The organism is Quatrionicoccus australiensis, from assembly GCF_020510525.1.
Lineage (GTDB): Bacteria > Pseudomonadota > Gammaproteobacteria > Burkholderiales > Rhodocyclaceae > Azonexus > Azonexus australiensis_B.
In genome coordinates, this window is the sequence record NZ_CP075188.1 from 4,151,800 (window position 1) to 4,171,110 (window position 19,311).

Annotated in this window: 21 protein-coding genes; 7 read left to right on the forward strand and 14 right to left on the reverse strand. The window is 61.7% G+C overall.

Annotated elements, in window-relative coordinates; translation table 11 throughout:
- Nucleotides 1–20 precede the first annotated feature (20 nt).
- From KI612_RS19700 to fabG, 4 genes are read left to right on the forward strand one after another with little or no spacing between them, the layout of a single operon-like run.
- Entirely contained in the window at nt 21–1,214 is a 1,194-nt protein-coding gene (locus tag KI612_RS19700; RefSeq protein WP_226441758.1) for a beta-ketoacyl-[acyl-carrier-protein] synthase family protein, read from the forward strand.
- Complete coding sequence (locus KI612_RS19705) at nt 1,211–2,014, forward strand: beta-ketoacyl synthase chain length factor (protein ID WP_226441759.1); 804 nt, start codon at nt 1,211–1,213, stop codon at nt 2,012–2,014. The genes KI612_RS19700 and KI612_RS19705 overlap by 4 nt, the downstream gene beginning before the upstream one ends.
- Nucleotides 2,008–2,457: a hotdog family protein gene (locus KI612_RS19710; protein ID WP_226441760.1), complete on the forward strand. Its 450-nt coding sequence runs from the start codon at nt 2,008–2,010 to the stop codon at nt 2,455–2,457. Before KI612_RS19705 ends, KI612_RS19710 begins: the two co-directional genes overlap by 7 nt.
- The gene (gene fabG / locus KI612_RS19715) at nt 2,454–3,173 is read left to right on the forward strand and encodes a 3-oxoacyl-ACP reductase FabG (protein ID WP_226441761.1); all 720 of its coding nucleotides are present in this window, start codon (nt 2,454–2,456) and stop codon (nt 3,171–3,173) included. The genes KI612_RS19710 and fabG overlap by 4 nt, the downstream gene beginning before the upstream one ends.
- A gap of 4 nt (nt 3,174–3,177) precedes the next feature.
- Here fabG and KI612_RS19720 read toward each other — a convergent pair whose 3' ends face one another.
- Nucleotides 3,178–4,101, reverse strand: coding sequence for a LysR family transcriptional regulator (locus tag KI612_RS19720; RefSeq protein WP_226441762.1), 924 nt, complete (start codon nt 4,099–4,101; stop codon nt 3,178–3,180).
- Between the two features lie 122 nt (nt 4,102–4,223).
- On the opposite strand from KI612_RS19720, the gene KI612_RS19725 reads away from it, so the two are divergent.
- Both KI612_RS19725 and KI612_RS19730 read left to right on the forward strand, forming a co-directional pair.
- Nucleotides 4,224–5,435: an MFS transporter gene (locus KI612_RS19725; protein WP_226441763.1), complete on the forward strand. Its 1,212-nt coding sequence runs from the start codon at nt 4,224–4,226 to the stop codon at nt 5,433–5,435.
- 19 nt (nt 5,436–5,454) lie between these two features.
- Nucleotides 5,455–5,886 carry a PaaI family thioesterase gene (locus KI612_RS19730; RefSeq protein WP_226441764.1) on the forward strand — a complete coding sequence of 144 codons (432 nt, stop codon included), beginning with the start codon at nt 5,455–5,457 and terminating at the stop codon, nt 5,884–5,886.
- 9 nt (nt 5,887–5,895) lie between these two features.
- Here the strand turns inward: KI612_RS19730 and KI612_RS19735 are convergent, their stop codons facing one another.
- From KI612_RS19735 to KI612_RS19770, 8 genes are read right to left on the reverse strand one after another with little or no spacing between them, the layout of a single operon-like run.
- The gene (locus KI612_RS19735; protein ID WP_226441765.1) at nt 5,896–7,095 is read right to left on the reverse strand and encodes a cation:proton antiporter; all 1,200 of its coding nucleotides are present in this window, start codon (nt 7,093–7,095) and stop codon (nt 5,896–5,898) included.
- 21 nt (nt 7,096–7,116) lie between these two features.
- Complete coding sequence (locus KI612_RS19740) at nt 7,117–7,875, reverse strand: glycosyltransferase family 2 protein (protein WP_226441766.1); 759 nt, start codon at nt 7,873–7,875, stop codon at nt 7,117–7,119.
- Nucleotides 7,865–8,653, reverse strand: a complete 789-nt coding sequence (locus tag KI612_RS19745) for a lysophospholipid acyltransferase family protein (protein ID WP_226441767.1) — start codon at nt 8,651–8,653, stop codon at nt 7,865–7,867. The genes KI612_RS19740 and KI612_RS19745 overlap by 11 nt, the downstream gene beginning before the upstream one ends.
- The gene (locus KI612_RS19750) at nt 8,646–9,488 is read right to left on the reverse strand and encodes a MipA/OmpV family protein (protein WP_226441768.1); all 843 of its coding nucleotides are present in this window, start codon (nt 9,486–9,488) and stop codon (nt 8,646–8,648) included. Before KI612_RS19750 ends, KI612_RS19745 begins: the two co-directional genes overlap by 8 nt.
- Nucleotides 9,488–10,513 carry a chorismate transformation enzyme, FkbO/Hyg5 family gene (locus KI612_RS19755; protein ID WP_226441769.1) on the reverse strand — a complete coding sequence of 342 codons (1,026 nt, stop codon included), beginning with the start codon at nt 10,511–10,513 and terminating at the stop codon, nt 9,488–9,490. Before KI612_RS19755 ends, KI612_RS19750 begins: the two co-directional genes overlap by 1 nt.
- Entirely contained in the window at nt 10,513–11,850 is a 1,338-nt protein-coding gene (locus KI612_RS19760) for an NAD(P)/FAD-dependent oxidoreductase (RefSeq protein WP_226441770.1), read from the reverse strand. Before KI612_RS19760 ends, KI612_RS19755 begins: the two co-directional genes overlap by 1 nt.
- Before the next feature lie 38 nt (nt 11,851–11,888).
- Nucleotides 11,889–12,536, reverse strand: a complete 648-nt coding sequence (locus KI612_RS19765; protein WP_226441771.1) for a hypothetical protein — start codon at nt 12,534–12,536, stop codon at nt 11,889–11,891.
- 38 nt (nt 12,537–12,574) lie between these two features.
- Nucleotides 12,575–14,221: a B12-binding domain-containing radical SAM protein gene (locus KI612_RS19770; RefSeq protein WP_226441772.1), complete on the reverse strand. Its 1,647-nt coding sequence runs from the start codon at nt 14,219–14,221 to the stop codon at nt 12,575–12,577.
- A 144-nt stretch (nt 14,222–14,365) separates the two neighbouring features.
- Here KI612_RS19770 and KI612_RS19775 point away from each other — a divergent pair, with 144 nt between their 5' ends.
- Nucleotides 14,366–15,004, forward strand: coding sequence for a DUF2726 domain-containing protein (locus tag KI612_RS19775; RefSeq protein WP_226441773.1), 639 nt, complete (start codon nt 14,366–14,368; stop codon nt 15,002–15,004).
- Nucleotides 15,005–15,320: 316 nt separating this feature from the next.
- Here KI612_RS19775 and mnmE read toward each other — a convergent pair whose 3' ends face one another.
- The 5 genes from mnmE to rpmH are packed head-to-tail and all read right to left on the reverse strand — an operon-like array spanning nt 15,321 to nt 19,077.
- Nucleotides 15,321–16,667 carry a tRNA uridine-5-carboxymethylaminomethyl(34) synthesis GTPase MnmE gene (gene mnmE / locus KI612_RS19780; RefSeq protein ID WP_226441774.1) on the reverse strand — a complete coding sequence of 449 codons (1,347 nt, stop codon included), beginning with the start codon at nt 16,665–16,667 and terminating at the stop codon, nt 15,321–15,323.
- A 3-nt stretch (nt 16,668–16,670) separates the two neighbouring features.
- Complete coding sequence (gene yidC, locus KI612_RS19785) at nt 16,671–18,317, reverse strand: membrane protein insertase YidC (RefSeq protein ID WP_226441775.1); 1,647 nt, start codon at nt 18,315–18,317, stop codon at nt 16,671–16,673.
- Between the two features lie 30 nt (nt 18,318–18,347).
- Nucleotides 18,348–18,557, reverse strand: a complete 210-nt coding sequence (gene yidD / locus KI612_RS19790) for a membrane protein insertion efficiency factor YidD (protein ID WP_226441776.1) — start codon at nt 18,555–18,557, stop codon at nt 18,348–18,350.
- Nucleotides 18,554–18,925 carry a ribonuclease P protein component gene (rnpA, locus tag KI612_RS19795; protein ID WP_226441777.1) on the reverse strand — a complete coding sequence of 124 codons (372 nt, stop codon included), beginning with the start codon at nt 18,923–18,925 and terminating at the stop codon, nt 18,554–18,556. Before rnpA ends, yidD begins: the two co-directional genes overlap by 4 nt.
- A 17-nt stretch (nt 18,926–18,942) precedes the next feature.
- Nucleotides 18,943–19,077 (reverse strand): 50S ribosomal protein L34, encoded by a 135-nt coding sequence (gene rpmH / locus KI612_RS19800; protein WP_011289924.1) that lies wholly within the window; start codon nt 19,075–19,077, stop codon nt 18,943–18,945.
- Nucleotides 19,078–19,311 lie beyond the last annotated feature (234 nt).

Sequence of the window (19,311 nt, forward strand, 5' to 3'; positions counted from 1 at the left end):
TGACGAATTCGAGGCCCACCGTGACCCCGCTCCTTCTTTCCAGCTACACCGCCACCACCTGCCTGGGCAGCGGCCTTGCGGCAACGCTCGCCGGCCTGCGCGATGGACGCAGCGGTCTTCAGCCCTGCCATTTCGAAACGGTAGACCTCGCCACCTGGATCGGTGAAGTCGCAGCGGTCGACGCGCAAAAACTGCCCGAAATGCTGGCCCGCTACGATTGCCGCAACAATCGCCTGACCCAGCTCGGCCTCGAAGCCGACGGTTTCGCCGATCAGGTTCGCGCTGCCATCGGTCGTTACGGCAAGAGTCGCGTCGGCGTCTTTCTCGGCACCAGCACGGCCGGCATCCTGCAAACCGAACTGGCCTACCGCCGGCGCGACCCGGAAAGCGGCGCACTGCCCGACGACTTCATCTACCGCACGACGCACAACTCCTTTTCGCTGGCCGAATTCACGCGCGACTACTTCGGCCTCGAAGGCCCGGCCATGGCCGTGTCGACCGCCTGCTCGTCGAGCGCCAAGGTCTTCGCCGCCGCCGCCCGGCAACTGGCGCTCGGCACGATAGACGCGGCCATCGTCGGCGGCGTCGATACGCTGTGCCTGACCACGCTGTACGGCTTTGCCTCGCTGCAACTGACCTCCGACCAGCCGTGCCGGCCCTACGATGCCGCCCGCAACGGCATCTCGGTCGGCGAGGGCGCCGCCTTCGCGCTGCTCGAACGCGCCCCGGCCAGCCCGGCCGCCGGCTCGGTACTGCTGCTCGGCACCGGCGAATCGAGCGACGCCTATCACATGTCCTCGCCGCACCCGGAAGGCCTCGGCGCCAAACTGGCCATGGAAGCCGCGCTGCGCTCGGCCGGCCTGACGGCGGACGCCATCGACTACATCAACCTGCACGGCACCTCGACGCCGGCCAATGATGCCGCCGAGGGCAAGGCCGTCGTCGCGCTGTTCGGCGAGCGCGTGCCATGCAGCTCGACCAAGGGTGCCACCGGCCACACGCTGGGTGCCGCTGGCGCCGTCGAAGCGGTGATCTGCGCCCTGGCGCTGACGCATGACCTGTTGCCGGGCAGCCCCAACACGGCAGCGCTCGACCCAAGCATTCCCATCCAGTATCTCCTGCACAGCCGCAACGGCAAGGTCCGCCACGCGCTGTCCAATTCCTTCGGTTTCGGCGGCAGCAACTGCAGCCTTGTCTTCGGAGTCGCCGCATGAACCCGACCCCGCTCACTGCCTGGATTTCCGGCATCGGCTTCATCGCGCCGGGCCTGCCCGACTGGGCGACGGCGCGTGCCGTGCTGCTCGGCGAACAGCCCTATGTCGCCGCGCCTTCGGTGCTGCCCAGCCCGGCCATCCTGCCGCCGGCCGAACGCCGCCGGGCCAGCCGCGTCGTCAAGCTGACCCTGGGCATCGGCCTCGAAGCCGCCGCCCATGCCGGCGCCGATGTCGCCACGCTGGCCACGGTGTTTTCCGCCTCCGGTGCCGACGGCCACAACTGCCATGCGCTGTGCGAGCAACTGGCGACCGACGACCGCCAGATCTCGCCGACCCGCTTCCACAATTCCGTGCATAACGCCGCCGCCGGTTACTGGGGCATCGCCACGCACGCGATGGCGCCGTGCCAGGTGCTGTGCGCCTTCGATGCCAGCTTCGGCGCCGGTCTGCTCGACACGCTGGGTCAGGTCATTGTCGACCAGCAGCCGACCCTGCTCATCGCCTACGACAGCGAATACCCGGAACCGCTGCACGCCAAGCGCGATACGCCCGATTGTGCCGGCGTCGCGCTGCTGCTCACGCCGGAAAGGACGGCCAACTCACTGGCCCGGATCACGGTCTGCCCGAGCCCGGCAGCAGCCGAACAGTTTGCCGACGCGGCACTGGAAACCCTGCGCACGACCATCCCGGCGCTGCGCGCGCTGCCGCTGCTGCACAAGCTGGTCCGCGGCGAAGCCGGCCCGGTCTGCCTCGACTACCTGCCGCCCATGCAACTCATGGTCGATCTGCAGCCGTGCTAGACCACGCCTGGATCGCCGCCCATATCCCGCATCAGGGCGACATGTGTCTGCTCGACTCAGTGGTCGACTGGTCGGAAAACGCGATTTCCTGCCGCGCCGTCAGCCACACCGATCCGGCCAACCCGCTGCGCGCGGCTGACCGGCTCGGTGCAGCGACCGGCATCGAGTACGCAGCGCAGGCCATGGCCATCCACGGCGCGCTGCTCGCCGGCCAGGATGATGCGCCGCGCCAGGGCTACCTGACCAGCGTGCGCAGCGTCACGCTGCACGTGGACCGCCTCGACGACCTGAGCGGCCCGCTCGACGTGCAAGCCGAACGCCTGTCCGGCGACGCCAACAACATCCTTTATCAGTTCTCCGTCGGCCACGCCGGCCGCTGCCTGCTTGCCGGGCGCGCCGCCGTTGTGCTCGATGCCGCAGCCCTCACCAAGGAATCCGCATGAAACGCGCCCTCGTCACCGGCGGCAGCGGCGGCATCGGCGCCGCCATCTGCAAGCGCCTCGCCGCCGACGGTCACCACGTCATCGTCCACGCCAACCGCAGCCTCGGCAAGGCCGACGCCGTCGTCGCCGAAATCGTCGCCGCCGGCGGCAGTGGCGAAGCGGTCAGCTTCGACGTCACCGACCGCGCCGCAACGGCCGCGGCACTCACTGCGCTGCTCGAAGCCGGGCCCATCCAGATCCTGATCAACAATGCCGGCATCCACAGCGATGCAGTCTTTCCCGGCATGTCGGGCGAACAGTGGGATTCAGTGGTCGACGTCTCGCTGAACGGCTTTTTCAACGTGACGCAGCCGCTGACCATGCCGATGCTCCGCACGCGCTGGGGCCGCATCGTCAATATTTCGTCGATTGCCGGCATCACCGGCAACCGCGGCCAGGTCAATTACTCCGCCGCCAAGGCCGCGCTGCACGCCGCCGGCAAATCGCTGGCGCTGGAGCTGGCGAGCCGCAACATCACGGTCAACGCCGTGGCGCCAGGCATTATCGCGACCGACATGATCGAAGGCACCTTCGACGCCGACGCGATCAAGAAACTGGTGCCCATGCAGCGCGCCGGCCAGCCGGAAGAAGTCGCCGACCTCGTCGCCTTTCTCGCCTCCGACCGCGCCGCCTATATCTCCGGCCAGGTCATCTCGATCAACGGCGCGATGATCTGAAGCTTCAGACCGGCCGCTCCCAGGGCGGCGCCGGGCTGAGCAGCAATTCCAGTTCGTCGAGGAAGACGCGCACGCGCGGCAGACGGACCCGGCTCGGCGTGTAACAGGCGTAAAGATGCTGGCCGAAGCTGTTGCGCGGCTCGTAGTCGCCGAGCACGACCTGCAGGCTGCCGCGCGCCAGCTCGGGCGCACACAGGTAGGTCGGCAGGATGCCGATGCCGTGCCCGTCGAGCACAGCCTGCTGGATGCAGTCGATATTGTTGATCTGGAAACTGCCGCTGACCCGGACCGTGCTTTCCTCGCCCTGGCGATCGGTCAGTATCCACTCGCTCGGCCCGCCGCCGTTCAGCGAATAGTCGAAGCAGGGATGCTCGACCAGATCGGCCGGCAAACGCGGCTCGCCATGCCCCGCCAGATAGGCCGGCGCGGCGCAGAGCACCCGCTGCAGGAAGACCAGTTTGCGCGCCACGGCGTCCTCGGGCGGCAGTTTGGTGATGCGCAGGGCGAGATCGATCTTGCCCTCGGCCAGGTCGACCAGCTGGTCGGTCAGCACCAGTTCGCATTGCATGTGCGGATAGCGCGCCGCGATGCGCGGCAGCAGCGGCGCCACGTAGATCCGGCCGAAGGTGAGCGGGGCGCTGATGCGCAGCACGCCGCGCGGCACGTCGCCGAGATTGCGCACGGCCAGCTCGGTACTCTCGACCGCTTCCAGCGCCCGCAGCGCATGCTGGTAGAAGACCTCGCCGGACGGCGTCAGGCTCAGGCGGCGCGTCGTGCGTTCGAGCAGGCGCACGCCGAAGGCCTGTTCCAGCTCACCGACCTGCTTGCTGACCTGCGCCCGCGTGCAATCCAGACGCCGCGCCGCAGCCGCCATGCTGCCGGCCTCGACCACTTTCACGAAACTTGCCCAACTGTTCAACCAGTTCATCTGTCAACGATCCATTGACGGACTGACACAAAAATCCGTCTATTTGTCTATCTTTTAGCCGACTATAGTATGCCACCTTCTTGTCGGCCCGCTTGCGGGCTGTTTTTTTCGGAAAATTGTTCATGTTCCGCACCATCGCCAAGCCCGAAGTCCTGCTCACCACGCTTGCCGCAGCCGGCATCCTGATGATCACCATGGGCGGTCGCCAGTCCTTCGGCCTGTTTATTGCCCCGCTCGATGCGTCGACCGGTCTGGGCATCGCCTCGATCAGCCTGGCGCTCGCCGTCGGCCAGTTCACCTGGGGCGCCATCCAGCCCGTCGCCGGCGCCGTCGCCGACCGTTACGGCCCGCGCGCCGTGCTGATCGGCGGCATCGTGCTGATGGCGCTGGGTTGCGCGCTGACCCCCTTCATGGGCAGCGGCTTCGGCCTGATCGTGACGCTCGGCATTCTCGCCAACATGGGCTCCGGTGCCGGCAGTTTTTCCGTGCTGATCGGCGCCGCCGCGCAGCGCCTGCCGCTTGAGGCACGCGGCACGGCGTCCGGCGTGATCAATGCCGGCGGCTCCTTCGGCCAGTTCGTCTTTGCCCCGGTGCTGCAGAAACTGATCCAGGGCATCGGCTGGATGAACGCGATGTGGGCCCTGGCCCTGATCACGCTGAGCGCGCTGCCGCTGGTCGGCAAGCTGACCGCCGGCGAAAAGGTGCATGTCCAGCACGCCACGCCGGACGGCGGCCTGAAGAACGCCATCCGCGAAGCCTTCGCCGACCGCAGCTACTGGCTGCTGCATGCCGGCTTCTTCACCTGTGGCTTCCATATCGCCTTCCTGGTCACTCACCTGCCGGGCGAAGTGAATCTGTGCGGCCTGCCGCCTTCGGTGGCCAGCTGGTCGCTGGCGATCATCGGCCTGGCCAACATCTTCGGCAGCCTCTATGCCGGTTCCTGTGTCGCCAAATACCGCAGCAAGTACGTGCTGGCCGCGATGTACGGCTCGCGCGCCGTGCTCGTCGCCCTCTACCTGATGGCGCCGCGCACCGAACTGACCTACTACCTGTTCGCCGCCGGCCTCGGCTTCACCTGGCTGGCCACGGTACCGCCGACTGCGGCCATCGTCGGCAAGCTGTTCGGCATCCGCTATCTCGGCACGCTGTTCGGCCTGACCCTGTTGTCGCACCAGATCGGCGGCTTCCTCGGCGCATACCTGGGCGGCCTGGCGATCACGCAATACGGTGATTACACCTGGATGTGGTACGCCGACATGGCGCTGGCGACGCTGGCCGCGCTGGTCAATCTGCCGATCCGCGAAGCGCCGGTCGTTCGTCCGGCGACCGCCTGATCATCCCGAAAGGAAACGCATGAGCCTGCTCCACCCGGAAGTGACGCCGGAAATCCTCAACCGGCGCGGTGACGAATACCTGCCAGGCTATCTCGGCATCGAGGTCGTCAGCATCGAGCAGGGCGTGCTGCATGCCCGCATGCCGGTCAGGAAGCTGCATGTCGCACCCAACGAATTCCTCCACGCGGCGAGCATCGTCGCACTCGCCGATACCAGCTGCGGCTACGGCACCATCGCCCATCTGCCGGAAGGTGCGCAATCCTTCACCACCATCGAGCTGAAAAGCAACCACCTGGCGACGGTGCGCGAAGGCAGCATCGTCTGCGTCGCCACCGCGCAGCATCTGGGCAAGACGACGCAGGTCTGGGACGCCGTGGTCAGCGATGCCGCGAGTGGCCGCAAACTGGCGCTGTTTCGCTGCACACAGATGATTCTCTGGCCGAAAGGCTGAACTGGCGCCTTACCTGACGCGGAAGATGATTTCGCGCATGCGCGCCAGCCTGGGCGCGACCATCGGTACGGTGAGCATGGTGCTCGCCACCGCCATCAGCAGCAGGGCGGTAAACGCCTCGCTGGTGATGATTTTCTTGTCGAGCAGGATGTTCACGAAAATGATCATGATCAGGGCCTTGGTCTGCAGCAGCCAGCCGATGATCGAAGCCTCGCCCGGCTGCCACTTGAGGATCTTGCCGGCGATCTGAATGCCGAGCAGCTTGCCGCTCACCGAGGCAAACAGCAGCAGACCGGCGGCAACGAAGACCGCCTCGCCGCCCATGGTCCAGTTGGTACGCAAACCGGTCGACAGGAAAAAGACCGGCATGATCACCAGCAGGACATGGTGGCGCAGCAGATCCATCTTTTCCTGATCGAACCATTCGGCTTCCATGACCGCACCGGCCAGGAAAGCACCGACCATGAAATGCAGCCCGGACCAGTCGGCCCCGAAAGCGCAGACGGCGAGCCAGATCAGCGCGACATACCAGCGGTCGCGCTCGGCCAGCCAGGCCATCAGCTTGCGGAAGGCGAAGCCGAAGACAACGAAGGCGGCGAGAAAGGCGAGCTGCTTGCCGACGCGCTGCCAGTCCATCAGGATCGTGGCCAGCACGCCCCAGATCGCGATGTCATCGACGCTGGCGTAGCGCAGGATGCGCTGGCCGATCGGCTGACGCAGGATTTCCAGCTTTTCCATGAACAGGATCAGGATGGGCAGTGCGGTGACCGCACAAGCCATGCCGACGCCGAGCACGAATTGCCAGGTCATCGCCTGCGGCCCCATCCAGCCATCGGTCAGCAGCATGAAGGCGGCGGCCAGACAGCCGAAAAGCAAAGGTGTGCCGAGCGCCAGCCCGGCCGTGATGCTGCTTTCGCCGCGATGCGCCCAGGCCTTGCGCAAGTCGAGTTCGATGCCGGCGATGCAGACGAAGAGCATCACCGCCCACCAGGCGATGCCGTTCAGCGACTGGATCACCGGCGGCGCGAAGACAAAGGCGTAGTAGTCAGGGAAAAAATGCCCGAGCACGCCCGGCCCGAGCAGGATGCCGGTGATGATCTGGACGACGACCAGCGGCGCGTAGTACTCGGTGCGCCCGACCCGCCAGATCAGGTAAGGCACCGTGAAAATGATGCTCATCGCGATCAGGAAGACTTCGGTGGTATTCATGGCGGTCGACGGGTAAAAAAGTCAGAAAATGCGGCGCACGATCAGCAGCGGCAGACGAACGACAAAGCCGAGAAAGAGCCGGGTGTGCATCCAGGTCAGCAGCGTGTTGTCGCGCAGGTAGCGGAAATGCGAGACGCCGCCTTCATCGGCGCGGAAATAGCGCACCGGCGCGTCGATGTTGAGCGGCTTGACGCCGGCCCAGCACAGGCGGACGACGGCTTCCGGATCGAAGTCGAAGCGGCGCATGAAACGGTTGCGGCGCATGATGCGGATCAGCGGTGCGATCGGATAGACACGAAAGCCGTACAGCGAATCGCCGATGCCCATCCACAGCGTTTCCAGATTCGCCCAGCCGTTCGAGACCTTGCGCCCGTTGACGCGCAAGGCCGGCGCATCGGCGTCGAACACCGGCTTGCCGAGCACCATGTGGCCGGGCAGGCGCTGCGAGGCGGCCATGAACGCGGGAATCAGCTCGGCCGGGTGCTGGCCGTCGGAATCCATGGTCAGCGCGTGCGTGAAGCCGGCCGCGGCAGCCTGGCTGATGCCTTCGAGCACGGCCGCACCCTTGCCGCGGTTTTCCGGCAGCACGATGACGTGCAGGCCGGGACATTCGCCGGCCAGTGCCTGCAGCTTTTCGGCACTGCCATCGGTGCTGCCATCGACCACGACCCAGACCGGCGACCACTGCGCCAGGGCGGCACGCACCGTGGCGAGCACCTTCGGACCGGGGTTGTAGCTGGGAATCAGGACGAGATGGCTGGTGGAGGCTTCAGACGGCATGGCGTACGGTCGACGGGTTTTCAGGGGCAATTTCCAGTGTTTGCCGGAAATAGGTTTCGAGTTCGCCGGTAAAGGCAACGACATCGGCAACCGGCGCAAAGCGCCGGCCGAGCCGGACGCGACAGGCGAGCGGCAACACCGGGCGACGGAACAGCGGCCAGGCCTTGCCGAGATAAGGCGTCGAGAACTCGATGAGCAGGGTCTGCACCGGGATGCCGGTACGGCTCGCAATCAGGCCGGTACTCGGCGTGCACGGCTCGAGCGGGAAATTCGTGGTGCGCGTTCCTTCCGGAAAGATCACCAGATGGGCTCCGCCCTGCAATTCCTCGCGTGCGCCGAGAATCATCTCGAGCGGTGCGTTGTTGCGGATGTAGCGGGCGAGACGGGCGGCGGCGCCGAACAGGATGTTGTCCATCAGCGCCGCCTTCATGACGCAGACGGCATTGGGCAGGCGCGAGACGACCATCACCGCATCGAGCAGGGAAGGGTGGTTGGCGGCAAGAATCAGCGGGCCCTGGTCACGCAGCGCATCCAGCTCGCCAAGATCGAAACGGCAGGCACACAGGCGCTCAAGCAGGTGCAGGTAGAAACGGAAACCGTGCGAAATCATCCGCCGCCCGAGCGGCTGGCCGAGCCGGCGCGGCAGCAGGGGATAAAGCAACATCGCGAACGGCAACCAGAGCAGGCAAAGCAGGGCCAGCGAAGCAAGGCCGACCACCATGGCGACATACTCGTAGACAATCCACAGCGGATTGCCCACCGGTCGCTGATCAGTCATTGACCATCACACGCGTCGACGACTCACCGAGTATCCAGGTGATTGCGATGCCGCCGGCAACATAATCCTTCTTGCGCATCAGCGGGCTGTCTTCGAAGGTCGCGCCGCTCATGTTGTCGTAACGCAGGAAGCTGCCGATCCAGTATTTCGGAAAACGTTTCGAGAAGGCGACCAGGTACTGCATGCCGGCATAACCTGCTTTCGCTTCATAGGCCGGACGATCCGGCGTCGCGTATTGCGAATCGACCGAATAGTAGTAGGCGTGCTGGCGCTGGTCGCCGAACAGCGGGCCGGCCAGCATGCCGAGATTCCAGCCGGGCATGCCGGGCAGGTCGGTGATGTCCATGTTCAGCTTGGGATGGAAAACCCAGCCGATGTCCTTGGGCGAACCTTCGAGGGTGATCGCGGTGCGCAAGGGCAGCAGCAGCTTGACGAAGCGGGCACGGTTCTCGGAGCGCCACAAGGTGACATCGACTTGCGGCCCGATTTCAAAACTGCCCTTGAGATCGGACATGCCTTTGCGTGCCGTGATGTCTTCGCTGCTCGCCGGTGCCGACAAGGCCATGCTCACCGTCAGGTCGAGCCGGTCGGAATCGAAGAAGCTGCCGCGGATGCCCTGGCGGTCGGCCTTGAGAAATTCGCCGTGGTAACTGAAGTGCGGGACCGGCATCAGGAAGTTGTTGCTCTGGTCGGAACCGCGATAGGCGGGGAAGCTCAGGGCCGCGACACCGGCACCGATTTCCCAGAGCGGCCGTTCTTCGGCCGCGTGGACTGCGCCTGTCGCAACAAGGAGGGCGGCCAGTGCCGACCCGGTGGTTTTCACGAACGTGCGCATCAGCAGCTCCCCAGCGTGTGCGAGGCCATCGCCTCGATTTCCAGCAACAGATCATGCCGGCAGATGTCTGCCTGCACGTAAATGATTTCGGCAGCGCTGCCCAGCATGTCCGTCAAGGTCTCGCGGACGACAGCAAAGTCCGCCGCATGGCGGATGTAAACCCGGTAAGACAGCTCGTCCAGCGTGAATTCCGGCGAACGGCACAAGCGGTTGGCCTCGCCGACGACGGCGGCAATATTCGCCATCGATTCGCGGCACTGCCCGGGCACATCGTCCGGATGCACGGTCTGATGCCCGACGATGCTGGCGGTACCGGAAATGAACAGGACTTCCTGGGCAGGCGGATAAACCAGTGCCGCCCGCGAAAAGGTCGGGCTGCGCGGACCGTATTCGCTCGGATAATTGTAGGCGCTGACCTGGCGCGGATTCTCGACCGGCACGGCGGGCTCGCGCCCGGCCATGAAGGCGATCGACAAGGGCCCGCTGGCCAGGCCGATGGCACAGGCAGCCGGCACATTGCCGGTGGCGCCGCGGGCATATTCGAGAAAGGCGTCCTGGCGGCCGATGTTGAACTGGCGGTAACGCTCCAGCCCGTCGACCTCCTGGTTGATCCCGGCCAGATAGTTCCAGACCCGCCACAGATGCGGCAGGCCTTGCGCTTCGAGAAGGCGGAAAATCCGCCGGTAGGCTTCCTGGCTGGCAGCCTGCAACGGTGAACCCGGCAAAACAGCCGAAAATGCCGCTTCATCAAGGTCGATCACACCGTAGAGCAGATTGCCGGCGCGACGCCAGGCGATGCCTTCAAACCTGCCTTCCGTACAGGCTTCGTTGCAGCGCCAGATTTCCTGCATGCCAGCACTGCCGGTGCCCAGCACCGGCGTCGCAATCGCCTGCACCGGCCAGACCGGCGGGCGCAGCGGCGGCGAGCCCCCCAGCCAGACGCCGCCCAGCACCTGGTCTGCCTCGCCGCTGGCGGCAAAAGGCAGATCCTGGAGCGGTAGACCGGTAAAAAGCTGCAGATTCACTAGGCGTTATAGACGGCGGGAACTTCCACCGGCCGGATATTGAAGTTGCGACGTTTCCAGCCCATGAAAGCGCGTTTCGGCTGGATGATGTTGGCGATGTAATAGAGCACCTTGAACATCAGGATCGAACGCCAGATCGGCGTCTTGCCGAAAATGTCGCCGGCGAGCACGGAAAGCAGGGCTTCCTTGACCCGGAAAATGTTCTTCGGATACATGAAGAAGTCGCGCATGATCGGGTTGGTCACGCGGTAGATGAACCACGAGAACTCCTTCGGACCGTGCTTCATCAGTGCATCGAAACGCTTCAGCGCGGCCGCCGCCCTGGCCGGCTCGCGCAGGCAGGTATCGATCGCCTCGGCGCCGATCACGCCGCTGTTCATGGCGAGCAGGACGCCCGACGAGAACACCGGGTCGATGAAGGCGTAGGCATCGCCGAGCAGCATGTAGTTCTGGCCGTGATTGCGTTCGGAAACATAGGAGAAGTTGCCGGTCGCCTCGACCTTGTTGACCAGCTTGGCGTCCTTCAGACGCTCGGCCAGCGCCGGGCACATCGCAATGCCGTCCATCAGGAACTGCTCGATGTTACGGTCGCCGATGGTCTTCATGTAGTACGGCCAGGTCACCATGCCGATGCTGGTCGTATCGTTCATCATCGGGATGAACCAGAACCAGCCATGCTCGAACCAGAAAATGGTGATGTTGCCGGCTGCCTGGCCATCGTGGCGCTTGGCGCCGGCAAAGTGACCGTAGATTGCCGAACTGTTGTGCTTGGGATTGCGGTGCTTGATCTGGAAACGGTTGGCGAGGAAGGTGTCGCGCCCGGAAGCATCGACCACAAAACGCGCCTTCCATTCCGACTCACGGCCGTCGTCGTGCTGGGCACGCACGATGGCGCCGCTGTTGTCAGGCAGGAAATCGACGGCCTTGGCCTTGCAGCCCTCATGCACCTCGACGCCTTTCTTCTCGGCATTGCGGATCAGGATGGTATCGAACTCGTCGCGCTTGACCTGATAGGCATAGGGCATCGACTTGTCCCAGGCATCGGCGAATTCGAAGCACTGCGGCATGTCGTGATGCGGCGAGACGAATTCGGCGCCCGGCTTGACCATGCCGATTGCCTTCACTTCCTCGGCAATGCCCATCCGCTCGAAAAGCGGCAGATTGGCCGGCAACAGCGATTCGCCGATATGAAAACGCGGATGGCGGGCCTTTTCCAGCACCACCACCTTGTAGCCCTTTTCGGTCAGGAACGGCGCCACCGTCGTTCCGGCCGGACCGCCACCAATCACCAGAACGTCACATTCCTGACGTTCCACATCCTTCGCCTGCTGTTCCATCAAACCATTCTCCCGAATTATCTCTGTGGTCGCGAAGTTTATTTTTTGGCTTTGTACGTCATGTAGCCAACCGTTTCCGAATGGCCGTCAATCTTGCTTACCGTACCCTTGGCCCAATAGACGTAATAGGGGCCAAAGCTCGACCACCAGTAACGCCAGTAGGGGCCGTTCAGGTTCGGATTTTCATTGGTTTGCGGATGTCCGACTGCCATGATGACCTGTTCCCGGGTCATGCCGCGCAGAAGCTTGCCTTCTTCGATGGCCTTGCGGGTCAACGGCGCAAATTTGGCGATTTTCAACTTCGGATCATCAAGCACGACCAGCTTGTTCACCCATTGCTCGGTCGTTTCCTGGACCCGGCCATAGTCCAGACCAAGGCGCATCGGCTTGCCATTAATCTCGACGTAGGCGCGGTAACCGTCAATCTTCTTCACATTGATCGGCGTACCGGCGGCAATGAACGGCAGTTGCGCCAGGTTGGCGTCATTGATCCAGTCGCCGTCATAGTGCAGGTTGCAGCAGGCATAGCCGCTGCGCACATAGGTTTCCGCCTTCTTCGCCTGGGCCGTCGGCTTGGCTTCATCCGGCTTCGTTTCGCCCGAATTGCCGCCACAGGCGCTCAGGCTGCCAAGTGCGGCCAGTACGGTCAACCCGCAAAAATAGGCAAAAATGCTGGTTCTTCTCATGTCGATACCCCCCGTATCCCCTGCGAAGTAGCCGGCGATTATACCGCTGTCGACAAGGACGGCGGCGTACAACAGGAGGTACCTTCCTCAATCAGCGGGATGATCGCCTTCATCGCTTCGCGGCGCGACAGTTTGACCGGCGACATCGAGACGATGTTGTCCACCAGCAGGTCCTTGCTCAAGAAGGGTTTAAGCCCGACCGGCTGGCGCGGATGCAGCTTGAACTCGCGTTTGGCCTTTTCCAGCTGCTCCTTGTTGGAACTGAAATAACGCGCCGCGGCGATGGTTTCCGGCAGATGCTTGACGACATGCCAGAGACTCCAGCGGTGTTGCCACAGGCGCTTGGCAAAACGCCGGCGATAGCCCTTGCTGTCGTAGAAGCGTTTGACGTGCCAGTTGTAGAGCGCATCCATCTCTTCGCGCGACTTGAAGCCGTGCGGCAGGAAGACGAAATTCAGGCAGTTCATCAAGCGCCAGTCCTCGATGAAATCGCCGGACACCTGGCTGGCGCATTCTTCCCAGATCGGCGCGCCGTGCAGCGGGCTGAATTTGGTCATGTTCATCTCGTCGAGTTCGAGCGAAAGAATGAAATCGCTGGTCACCTTGACGGTTTCCGGTGTCTCGCCGGGCATGCCGAAAATGAACAGGCCTTTGGCACGCATGCCGGCCGCGTGGATCTGGCGCACCGTATCGCGCACCGCATCCAGCGTGACGCCGGCCTTGTGGCGTTCCATCATGCCCGGATCGGCCGATTCAACGCCCATCGACACCATCAGCACGCCGGCTTTCTTCAACTGGGCAAGCATTTCGTCCGAGGTATGGCCGGTGCGGATGGCGCAATTCCACTGCACGCCGAGCGGCTTGTCGATCAGCAACTGACAGAGATCCATGACGCGCTGCTTCTTGGCGGTGAACAGGTCATCGTACATGTTGATGTGGTAGACCCCGAAGTTGTCCCGCAGGTACTTCATGTGGTCGTAGGTGTATTGCGCCGAATTGGTCTTGTACAGGCGCTCGAACACCGTGCGGTCGCAGAACGAACAGGTGTAGGGGCAACCACGCGAGGTGATCATCGTCGCGCCATAACGCTTTTCGTAGGCGAACAGAGGCAGGTGATAGGCATGCGGAAACCCGGCCAGCTTCTCGTAAGCCGGGAAGGGCAGTTCATCGAGATCGAGGATGCGGTCGCGACGGGGGTTGACGACGATCTTGCCTTGTTCGTTGCGCCAGATCAGGTTGCCGATTTCAGCCAATGGCTTGCCGTCGGCCAGATCGAGCAGGGCACCTTCACCCTCGCCCATCACCAGGTAGTCGATTTCCGGGAAATGTTCGAGGATGGGCGCGCCCAGCGAGGAAACATGGACATTGCCGAAAACAATCTTGATCTCGGGCCGGCGCTCGCGGATATAGGTAGCAATCTCGACGGCATCCATGAAACCGGAAGTCGTCGCCGAAAAACCGACCATTTCCGGATCGGTTGCCAGCACGATTTCAGCATTCTCGGCGATCGTCGGCGGGGCGTAAGGACCCAGGCAATCGTGCAGTTGCACGCTGTGACCAAATTTTTCCAGCCAGGAAGCGAGCTGCATGATCCCGATCGGCGGCATGCGGTTGGCCAGTACCGAGAAATCAGGCTGGCCAGGCACAAAGTTGAAACCGGCGGGATGAACGAGCGTAATGCGCATGAACTGTTCCTTGGGCGAAGTGGCTGGATTTTATTAGAAAAATCATCCCGATTGAGTTCCGGCAAAAGTATTGCCGAATACTGCAGGTGCAAAGCTGCAGCGAAAATTCATTCTTCATAAAACGAACTGCCCATGCAGCCAATAATGGCGTTTCATGCCATTATTGCGGCAATAAAAACAGGCGGATTCTCTGACATGGATGCTTTGACTATTGGACTAATTGCGGCCGGTGTCGCCGGCGGTATTGCGTTGATTTTTCGTGGACGCCAAACCGAAAATCCGGAATCGACCTCGATCAATCAGGAACTCAAACAGACACGCGAACGCCGGCCGCAGCAGCGCCAGCTGGAACTTGATCCGGAGACCCGTCTGCTTGAGCGTCCGAAGCGCCAGTATCGCCTGTTGAACGATGCTGAACAGGAACTCTACATCCGCCTGCTTGAAGCCATGCCCAACATGCGCGTTTTTGCCCAGGTTGGCGTTGCCCAGCTTGCGCTGTTGCGGGGCAGGGTTGATGCACAACGCTTGCGCGGCATGTCGGGTCGTGGCGTGGACTTTGTGGTCTGTGGCGCAGATTTCGGCATCGTCGCCGCAATCGAACTGGCCTGGCCGACACCTGCTGGAGAAAATCACGGTGAACAGGAAAAACAGGCAGCTCTCGAAAGCCTGGGTATCCCGTTGATCATTTTCCGTCCCAACCAGCTTCCGGATGCAGATGCGATCAGCCGTGAGATCGCCGATGCCATCATCAGCCGCAATCGGCTGGAAAAGGAAAGAAGCTAAAGAGGTTTTCAACAGTCGCGTTTTTGCCAAAATGCGCGACTGTACTGTCTTTAATAAGAACTATATATAAAGCTAAGACTAAGACTATCTCAGTAACAGTTCTGTGGATAAGTCAAAATAGTTGATGTTTATCAGCCAGTTGAATGAAAAATTTCGTTTCTGGAAAGCTGCGGATAGCCTGGGGATGAATTCTGGACAGTTTTCCACAGGTGGGGATATTCATCTTTTATCCACATTTGCCTGACAATTTTTCCACAGGCTTATCAACAGCCCTTTTTCCCCATCCGGTAGACCGACCTGAACAGGCAAAAATGGCTTATTTGCCTATGCAAAAACGGCTGAAAATAACGCCGAGCAGGTCATCTGCCGTGAATTCACCGGTAATTTCGCCCAAAGCCTGCTGCGTCAGGCGCAGTTCTTCGGCAAATAATTCCAGCGCGGGCAGCTGACTTTCCACTACCTGTCGTGCTGCCGCCAGATGTTCCTGGGCCAGACTCAGGGCACGCAGATGCCGTTCGCGGGCAATGAAGACATCTTCGGTCTGATGCCAGCCGGCAATCCGCAGCAGTTCCTGGCGGAGCAATTCGATGCCGCTGTTGGCCTTGGCCGACAGCGAAATGGCAATGCCGCCAGGTTCTTCATGACGCTCTGCAGCGCGGCCTGCCAGATCGATCTTGTTGTAGATCGTGATGCGTTGCAGACGCTCGGGAAGACGCGCCAGAATTTCGCGGTCTGCTTCACCGACGCCAGTTCTCGCATCAACCAGCAAGAGCACAACGTCACAGCGTTCGATCTCGCGCCAGCTGCGTTCGATACCGATCTTTTCAACTTCATCCTCGGTCTCGCGCAGACCGGCGGTATCGATGATGTGGAGGGGAATTCCTTCAATCTGGATGGTCGACCGCAAGGCGTCGCGCGTCGTGCCGGCAATCGGCGTCACGATGGCCAGATCGTCGCCGCTCAGGCGATTGAGCAGCGATGACTTGCCGACGTTCGGTTGTCCGGCCAGAACGACATGCAGGCCCGATTGCAGCAGCTTGCCCTGGCCGGCCCGGTCGAAGATGCCGGCCAGACGAAACTGCAGGTCTTCGAGTCGGCCGAAGGCATTGGCGGCCTTGAGGAAATCGATGTCTTCCTCGGGAAAATCGAGAGTTGCCTCGACCAGCATGCGCAGGTTGATCAGTTCGTCGGTCAGACCATGAATGGCTTTGGAAAACTCGCCCTGCAGCGAGCGTACGGCCGAGCGTGCTGCGCTGGTGGTAGCCGCATCGATCAGGTCGGCAACCGCTTCGGCCTGGGCCAGGTCGAGCTTGCCATTGAGGAAGGCGCGGCGGCTGAATTCGCCGGGTTCCGCGAGGCGGGCACCGAGGTCGAGACAGCGGGCCAGCAGCATCTGCATGACGACCGGACCACCATGGCCTTGCAGTTCAAGCACATCCTCACCGGTAAACGAGTGCGGATCGGGGAAAAACAGGAGCAGGCCGCTGTCGATGCTGCTGCCGTCGGCTGCCTTGAAGTTGGCCAGCGTCGCATAGCGCGGCTGCGGTGTCTTGCCGGTCAGTGCAAAAGCAAAGGGCAGCAAATTGCTGCCCGAGATGCGAATGACGCCGACCCCGCCACGACCGGGGGCCGTGGCGATGGCAGCGATGGTGTCGTGATTCACACCTTAGGCCTTCGGATCGTTGGCAGCCTTGCCGCCGGCGTCGATGGCGCGGGTGATGTGCCATTGCTGGGCAATGGAAAGCACGTTGTTGACCACCCAGTAGAGCACCAGACCGGCCGGGAACCAGAAGAACATGACACCGAAGATCAGCGGCATGGCCATCATCACTTTGGCCTGGATCGGGTCCGGCGGCGTCGGGTTGAGCTTGGTCTGCAGGAACATCGAAGCCATCATGATGACCGGCAGGATGAAGAAGGGGTCAGCCGAGGCCAGATCCTTGATCCACAGGATCCAGGGCGCATCGCGCATTTCAACGGCACCGAGCAGCACCCAGTAGAGCGAAATGAAGACCGGAATCTGGACCAGGATGGGTAGGCAACCACCCAGCGGATTGACCTTTTCGGTCTGGTACATCTTCATCATTTCCTGATTCAGACGCTGCTTGTCATCCGCAAAGCGCTCCTTGAGCTGCATCAGGCGCGGGGTCAGTACCTTCATTTTTGCCATCGACTTGTAGGAAGCAGCCGAGAGCGGGAAGAAGATGGCCTTGATGATGATGGTCAGCACAACAATCGCCCAGCCCCAGTTGCCGACCAGGCTGTGAATTGCCTGCAGGGCCCAGAAAATCGGCGCAGCGACCATGGTCAGCCAGCCGTAGTCGACGACCAGATCGAGGCCGGGGGCTACCTGTTTGAGCGCGGATTGTTCTTGCGGACCGGCATACAGGGTGACAGATGTTTCACCCTTGGCACCCGGAGCCACTTCGGCAATCGGTACGATTACACCGGCCTGGAAGACATCGCTGCCGTCCAGCTTGCGCATGTAGAACTCGTGCGGTGTCTTGTCCTTGGGAACCAGGGCAGCGACAAAGTAATGCTGAACCATGGCCAGCCAGCCGTTATCGGCGGTCTTGTTGAATTTGGCCTTGTTGCCGGCAATATCGTCGAAGCTGATTTTCTGGTACTTGTCGGCTTCGGTATACACAGCCGGACCGGTAAACGTCGAAACCATCTTGGTTTCACCAGCCGGGCTGACATTGTCGCGCTGCAACTGGAAGTAAGCATGCGGCGCGATGGCTTTTTCGCTGCCGTTGCTGATTTCCCAGGCAACATCAATGCTGTAGGAAGCACGCTTGAAAGTCAGGATTTTGGCGACCTTGATGCCGTCGGTCGTTGCTGCTTCCAGACGCACCTTCAGTTCATCGGAACCCTCAGCCAGGCTGCTTGGCCCGGCAACGCGCTTGAAGACGGAGCGGTGCGACGGCAGGCCGTCGGTCAGACCGCTCTGGGCAGCATACTTGTGCGTGGCTTCGAAGAGTTGGAAGGTCTTTTCCTTGTCTTCATGTGCCTTGTACTTGAGCAGTTCAAGTTCAACCAGATCACCACCGACGGAAGAAATGGTCGCTTTGACCAGATCGGTAGTGATGGTGAAGGTTTCAGCCGTCGCAACAGTTGCCGCCGGAGCGACCACCGGTGCGCCGGGCACAGAACCGGCATGCAAGGCAGCAGAAGGCGTCGGCGCAGCACCGGCGGCCGCATTTGCCGCAACGGCCTCGGCCGGCTTCGGCTGGTTGTACTTCTGCCAGTTTTCCCACAGCATGAAGCTCGAGAACGTGAAGATCAAAACCAGAATCAGGCGACGAGTGTCCATGAACTGCCTACATAATCAAGCTTACTTATCTCAGGGTACCGGATCGTACCCACCGGGATGCCAGGGATGACAGCGGCAGAGACGCTTTGCGCCCAGCCAGCCACCCTTGATGGCACCGTGTTTCTGTACGGCTTCTGCCGCATATTCCGAGCAACTCGGAAAATAACGGCAGCGTCGCCCCAAATAGGGGCTGATCGCATATTGATAGACCTTGATCAGTCCAAGCAACAGGCGTTTCATGATTCTTCCCGCTTCGGCCGGGGCCGTCGCAGTTTGTCAATCAGAGCAAGAAAATCACTGGCCAGCAGTTTGCCATCAAGTGGTGCAGGCTTGACTGCAAGCCGGACCACCAGATCGCATGCCGGCAGATTTATCCTCTGACAGCGAAACTGTTCGCGAATGATACGTTTGACTTTGTTACGGTCAACCGATCGTTTCAGCAATTTTTTGGCAACCACCACCCCGAGCCGTGGATCGTCTGAACCACTTGCCCTTGGTTGATAGTGCAGCATCAGCAACTTGCCGCGAATAGCCTTCCTGAAACCAAAAACGGATGAGAACTCATCCGTTTTTGTCAGGCGATAGCGTCTGGCGAAGGTTTGTTCCACCTCGCCGAACGTCCGGTTTAAACAGCCAGACGTGTGCGGCCCTTGGCGCGGCGAGCAGCAATAACTGCACGGCCACCCTTGGTGCGCATACGAACCAGGAAGCCATGGGTGCGCTTGCGGCGCACGACCGAAGGTTGATACGTGCGTTTCATTTGGTAATCCCTTGATGTGCTTAGAAAAACGCATGATTACACCGCGTTTATGGGTGCGTTGTCAAGATCAATTATTTGATAAAGCTGTGGATAACTTTGTGGATGAGAGGTAGAATCCTGCCTCTGATGGCGGCCTTCAAGCCGCCTATTTTGTTATTGATTAACACAATAAATCAATTAGTTAATTCCTGATTTGCGATGCTCGTCGCAAGCGGAAAAGGGGTATCGCAATCC

What these genes read in the sequence shown, in the direction of transcription:
- KI612_RS19740 (WP_226441766.1), bottom strand. Translation starts at nt 7,875, where the DNA reads ATGCCGTCTGAAGCCTCCACCAGCCATCTCGTCCTGATTCCCAGCTAC.
- yidD (WP_226441776.1), bottom strand. Translation starts at nt 18,557, where the DNA reads ATGAAACGCCTGTTGCTTGGACTGATCAAGGTCTATCAATATGCGATC.
- KI612_RS19720 (WP_226441762.1), bottom strand. Translation starts at nt 4,101, where the DNA reads ATGAACTGGTTGAACAGTTGGGCAAGTTTCGTGAAAGTGGTCGAGGCC.
- rpmH (WP_011289924.1), bottom strand. Translation starts at nt 19,077, where the DNA reads ATGAAACGCACGTATCAACCTTCGGTCGTGCGCCGCAAGCGCACCCAT.
- KI612_RS19705 (WP_226441759.1), top strand. Translation starts at nt 1,211, where the DNA reads ATGAACCCGACCCCGCTCACTGCCTGGATTTCCGGCATCGGCTTCATC.
- KI612_RS19725 (WP_226441763.1), top strand. Translation starts at nt 4,224, where the DNA reads ATGTTCCGCACCATCGCCAAGCCCGAAGTCCTGCTCACCACGCTTGCC.
- fabG (WP_226441761.1), top strand. Translation starts at nt 2,454, where the DNA reads ATGAAACGCGCCCTCGTCACCGGCGGCAGCGGCGGCATCGGCGCCGCC.
- KI612_RS19750 (WP_226441768.1), bottom strand. Translation starts at nt 9,488, where the DNA reads ATGCGCACGTTCGTGAAAACCACCGGGTCGGCACTGGCCGCCCTCCTT.
- KI612_RS19775 (WP_226441773.1), top strand. Translation starts at nt 14,366, where the DNA reads ATGGCGTTTCATGCCATTATTGCGGCAATAAAAACAGGCGGATTCTCT.
- KI612_RS19735 (WP_226441765.1), bottom strand. Translation starts at nt 7,095, where the DNA reads ATGAATACCACCGAAGTCTTCCTGATCGCGATGAGCATCATTTTCACG.
- yidC (WP_226441775.1), bottom strand. Translation starts at nt 18,317, where the DNA reads ATGGACACTCGTCGCCTGATTCTGGTTTTGATCTTCACGTTCTCGAGC.
- KI612_RS19730 (WP_226441764.1), top strand. Translation starts at nt 5,455, where the DNA reads ATGAGCCTGCTCCACCCGGAAGTGACGCCGGAAATCCTCAACCGGCGC.
- KI612_RS19765 (WP_226441771.1), bottom strand. Translation starts at nt 12,536, where the DNA reads ATGAGAAGAACCAGCATTTTTGCCTATTTTTGCGGGTTGACCGTACTG.
- KI612_RS19770 (WP_226441772.1), bottom strand. Translation starts at nt 14,221, where the DNA reads ATGCGCATTACGCTCGTTCATCCCGCCGGTTTCAACTTTGTGCCTGGC.
- KI612_RS19760 (WP_226441770.1), bottom strand. Translation starts at nt 11,850, where the DNA reads ATGGAACAGCAGGCGAAGGATGTGGAACGTCAGGAATGTGACGTTCTG.
- KI612_RS19745 (WP_226441767.1), bottom strand. Translation starts at nt 8,653, where the DNA reads ATGACTGATCAGCGACCGGTGGGCAATCCGCTGTGGATTGTCTACGAG.